Consider the following 4,434-nt stretch of genomic DNA (forward strand, 5'->3'; position numbering starts at 1 on the left):
TCCTCCACAGAGGACGGCACCGGCTCGGACACCAGCCCATGATCACAACAACACCCGCAAGATCAAGCCGACACACCGGCCGAACGACCTACCGGCCACATCAAGCCTGACACCGACCTCGGGGGCGGCTGAATAGCTACGATTCATCCGGAGTTGCCGGGCAATAAATGGCGCAAGCTGAAGTACAACATCGCGGCTGCCGAAGAACATGGCGCGAGCACGTTGCTCACTTTTGGGGGGGCGTACTCGAATCACATCAGAGCAACTGCGGCAGTTGGCCGCTACTTCGACTTCAAGACCATCGGAATTATTCGTGGCGAAAGGCAAAGCACACTTAACGACGTGCTTGCGTATGCCACAAGCTGCGGAATGCAACTTTTTTATATGAATCGCACCGAGTACCGACAGAAGACCAATCCGTCAGCCATCGCAGACCTCCGGGCACGCTTCGGGGACTTCTACCTGATCCCAGAAGGCGGGAGTAACGCTCTAGCAGTCAAAGGCCGCAGCGAGCTGGTGAATGAAATCGATGTTGACTTCGACGTCGTTTGTTGTCCGTGCGGTACAGGCGGCACACTCGCTGGAATCTCTGCGGCGCTTCATCATGGACGGGCGACCGGCATATCGCGCTTGCTGGGCGGGTGCGTTCGCCGCTGGCGCAAGCATCGTAGCCGCCCAAGAATAAGAAATGGGAGTTTCGCCAGGTCACACCTTGAAATAGAACTCGCGTAACGCGCTCTTCGAAGTAGATGCCGCAGTCAAAGTCAGCTCCCAATCGCCAGTGTTGATATTGGAATCTTTATCAAATCCTAGCCATCGCCCAGCCATTCTACTTCCTGTGGGATCTATCAAGAGTTGGACGGCGCCACGATACACCGCACCCTTGTAGTACCCCGTTGGTGAGGTTCGCTCGACCCACGTTCCAGTCACGACGGAATCGCTGACCGAGAGATCAAAAGTCAAAAGCGACCTAATGAGTTCGGTAAACTTTGACCGGATATGTGATTCTCCTGCTGGTTCAGTACGACGTAGTGCTCACCGATTAATTCACTCTGACGTCCCGAGCTGTAATAGATGTAGCGGCTGCGCCAGACTCCAGTGAGATGGCGGTCTCCCGCGGACGGCGGAGCCGCTTCCTCCGCGTCAGCTTCGAGGGTCGAGATAGTTGGGGCCACTGCTGCCAACGACAGTCCAGCCGCTAGCTTGAGGAGCAGCGCGCGCCGGTCGATATTGGTCATGTCGACCTGCTGAGCCAAGGTCGCGCTCAATCGTCCGAATTCGTGTACATCCATCTCGTCCAGTCTTTCCATCAGGGTCTCCAAGTCCGGCCCCGTACCGTGATCCGTCCGATAGGTGGCCACTTCCTCAAGGACTTCCCGCACCCGGTTGAGTTCCCCGCGAGCACCGTGTGCCACGTCTCGGTGTCGGAAGTCGGCGTGATCCAACACCAGGTCTCCGACACTGCACTCATAGAGCTCGGCCAGGCGGCCGAGCACGTCTAGCGAAGGTGCGTAACCGGTCTCGCTCGGCCAGTTCTCCCAGTACGAGAAGTTCTTGAAAGTCTTGGAATCGGCCGGCCACCGTCTGTTCCAATGCTCGGCCGCGTCGCGTTGACTCCAATCGCGAACCATTCGCAGCGCAGCGCGCATGTTCAGGTGATATCGCTCGCAGAAGACAGCAGCGATCTCAACCCAGGTCTTGTGCTGAGCGCGCAACTCGGCTGATAGTTGCCGATGCTCCTGTCGCTGGCTACGAAGTGCGGACGGCATGGCGGGTATCTCCTCTCCGAACGGGCACAGACCGTAACGGGCACAGACCGTATCGCCTCCAGGATGTCGCAGAATGTCCCGATTGAACAGGGACACCTGGTCCTCCAAGATCACGGTTTCGCTGGGTGTATTCGCTAACACACATGCGGTTTCCTAGCTCTACGCAGCACACGAGGTGCGAAACGCCAGAAACCATGAGATCCGACGGCCGGGCGGGGTCTTTGCTGTCCCCGGTGCGGGATGCAGGTCCACAGAAGACGTACCGGAAGGGGCAGCCGTGCCACCGAGACACCTGCGACGACGTGCGGCAACTGCCGCCGGTGTAGTCGTGATCGACACGCTGCCGGTCGTCGCGATGACTGATGCCCGCACCCGTCGCGTGCACCTGGTGCCCGATGCGGCCTTCGCCGCTGGTCGCGCGAATGCGAGGCGCTGTGTGACGGTATGTGGCGTCGCGGTCTTTGCGGCGAGCGTGACTACCCCGGAAGCCGCGTGAACTCGCGGCCGGTCTATGACCGGTGGCGTGATGTCCGGAGTGTCCATATCTCCGATGGCGCTCGGGTTGAGCAGGTCGAGGTGGCCAAGGAGCACGGGGCGCTATCGCACCGGTTGGGTAAGCGAGCCGAGGTGATCGGCCGGAGTCGGAGCAACCGATTGCGGGAGCGTTTCGACGGTGAGGACAAGTCGGTGAGTATCCGCCCGCACCTGGTGCGGGTGGTCACTGCCGACGGTCTCGTCGAGGAGCTGGTGCGGCTGCGGTGCGACCAGCTGGCCGCGCTTCGGTCACCTGGTGAGGGGCCACGGTGAGCGATCAAGTGAGACTAACGATTGAAAAGACAGACGACCCGTGGATTGACGCGTATCTCGCTTTCCGCGGGGCGGTGCTGGATGGCGAGTTGAAGACGGTCGCTGACGTTGAGGAATACGCGCATGAGGCCCAGCGTGGCCTTCCTGCTGGTGGGCCGTCGATACCGGCGGCGATGTTCATTACCGCCGATGTCGCTGTCACGTTCGCCGGGGAGTCGTTCCCGGTGCTGATGACTGCACTGTGGACCCCGCACGAGGCTAGGGGCCGAGAGTCGTGAGGCAGCCCAAACCTGCATCCGCTGGCAGTCGACGCTCACCAAACTCGGCCGTCTCGATGCGGCCTGGCGCTACATCGCCGACATCAACGACAACACCCATGATGGTGAGTCGACGCCATGACCGGACCGAGGACTCGTTGCTTGGCGCCGACATCCGCCGGTGGATCGGGATACGCCCGGGTCAGCCTCGGTGGGGTGACAAAGCTCGATGACCGGTGGCTCGACGGCGGCGGTGGGGATGTCCGCCGCCGAGTTCGTAGCCGTCCTGTCACTGGCCGAAGACTCCGGCCCGCGGTGACGCGGGTGTCGCACCAAAGAGCCCCGACCGGCCGCCGGTTGAGCATCGCCCCCGTCATAGTCAAGCTCCCGGCGGCCGGTCGGATCCATCTGCTTGCCATATGATTGGAGGTACCTGTTTTGTCCGAGATCTGGTGCACCGCGCTCGCGAACTGTTTTCTCGTCAACGCAAATGCAGGCAACAACGTCGCGAACGATGAACTCATCGCCGAGTTGTTGCGCCGCCAGCGACGTCTCCGCGAGCAGCGGAACTCTCACCACCTGCCTACCGATGTGGAGGCTTTGCATGGACGTCACGCCCGGCCGGTGGGGTGTACCGGCCGAACCTCATGAAACATTGCCGTCCTGCTCAATGGTCCTCACCTCAGGTGATCTGCTCGTGGCGAAGATCACCAGTCTGGACGGCATGCTGTACGGAATGGTCACCTATGTCACCGACGACGGCGCACCGCGCTACTGGGGAACTTGGACGCACTTTCTCGGGCAGACGTGGCAGCGGACCCTGAACCTGCCCAGCCCTTTGTACGAGCCGCTGATCACCGCGCGTCAGCCCAGTGCTCTCGTCCAGCGCCTGGGCCGGATCGCCCGTATTGACCCCGCCACGATCGTTGCCACCATGTCCGCCCAAGACCCGGTGCTGCTTGCCGAATATGCCAAGGTACTGGACCTGCTCGCGGCCTGGTGCGGCGTCGACCAGGGCGCCTTCGGCATATACGGGTCGGCCATGTATAAGCCTACATCCACGACGACTACCACCCCGGCAACATCTGGGACTGCGTGGGCTGGCGCTGGTCCGGGCACTGGAAAGACGACGGCGCCCAACGCTACATCGACCGGGTACATCACTACCTCGACACCAAACCCTGGCGGGACTGGACCAACGAACGCCGCTAAGTGCTCGACAACCGCAGTTCTCGGAACCTGGACCAGGCTCGGTGGGGAACGAGGCGGTTCAGCTTTGCCACACAGCCGTGCAGGGCGAACAACGTAATCCAGGAACCGTGGATCTTCCTGGTGCCACCGGCGTCCGCGACGAGGCGGGCGATGTCTGCGCAGCGACAATATCTTTCTGACAAGGGATTCTCCGTGCCCCCATCGCACCGTGCTCGGGTGTCCGCTCCGCGACCCGTCACGCCATCCCGCCGCTGGTGCGAGGTTATTCTGAACGTCACTCCGCATCTCTCAACGATATTTGGTGGCAGATTCGTAGGTGAGGAACGTAGGTCAGTTGCGTCGTGCGAGTGACACGGTGCACCGATGTGGATGGGACGGAGAGGGTGGCG

At 61.4% G+C, this 4,434-nt stretch carries 5 protein-coding genes; 4 read left to right on the plus strand and 1 reads right to left on the minus strand.

Features of this window, described 5'->3' with window-relative positions; translation table 11 throughout:
• Nucleotides 1-153 precede the first annotated feature (153 nt).
• Nucleotides 154-732: a 1-aminocyclopropane-1-carboxylate deaminase/D-cysteine desulfhydrase gene (locus VGG53_RS17010; RefSeq protein ID WP_331519246.1), complete on the plus strand. Its 579-nt coding sequence runs from the start codon at nucleotides 154-156 to the stop codon at nucleotides 730-732.
• A gap of 227 nt (nucleotides 733-959) precedes the next feature.
• Here VGG53_RS17010 and VGG53_RS17015 read toward each other — a convergent pair whose 3' ends face one another.
• The gene (locus tag VGG53_RS17015; RefSeq protein ID WP_331519247.1) at nucleotides 960-1,769 is read right to left on the minus strand and encodes a hypothetical protein; all 810 of its coding nucleotides are present in this window, start codon (nucleotides 1,767-1,769) and stop codon (nucleotides 960-962) included.
• A 328-nt stretch (nucleotides 1,770-2,097) separates the two neighbouring features.
• Between VGG53_RS17015 and VGG53_RS17020 the strand changes: the two genes are divergently transcribed.
• From VGG53_RS17020 to VGG53_RS17030, 3 genes are read left to right on the plus strand one after another with little or no spacing between them, the layout of a single operon-like run.
• Nucleotides 2,098-2,265, plus strand: a complete 168-nt coding sequence (locus VGG53_RS17020; RefSeq protein ID WP_331519248.1) for a hypothetical protein — start codon at nucleotides 2,098-2,100, stop codon at nucleotides 2,263-2,265.
• Nucleotides 2,262-2,576 carry a hypothetical protein gene (locus VGG53_RS17025; protein ID WP_331519249.1) on the plus strand — a complete coding sequence of 105 codons (315 nt, stop codon included), beginning with the start codon at nucleotides 2,262-2,264 and terminating at the stop codon, nucleotides 2,574-2,576. Before VGG53_RS17020 ends, VGG53_RS17025 begins: the two co-directional genes overlap by 4 nt.
• Nucleotides 2,577-2,584: 8 nt before the next feature.
• On the plus strand, nucleotides 2,585-2,854 hold the full coding sequence (locus VGG53_RS17030) for a hypothetical protein (RefSeq protein WP_331519250.1): 270 nt from the start codon (nucleotides 2,585-2,587) through the stop codon (nucleotides 2,852-2,854).
• Nucleotides 2,855-4,434: the final 1,580 nt, after the last annotated feature.

Origin of the sequence: Mycobacterium sp., from assembly GCF_036490025.1 — a bacterium.
Taxonomy (GTDB): domain Bacteria; phylum Actinomycetota; class Actinomycetes; order Mycobacteriales; family Mycobacteriaceae; genus Mycobacterium.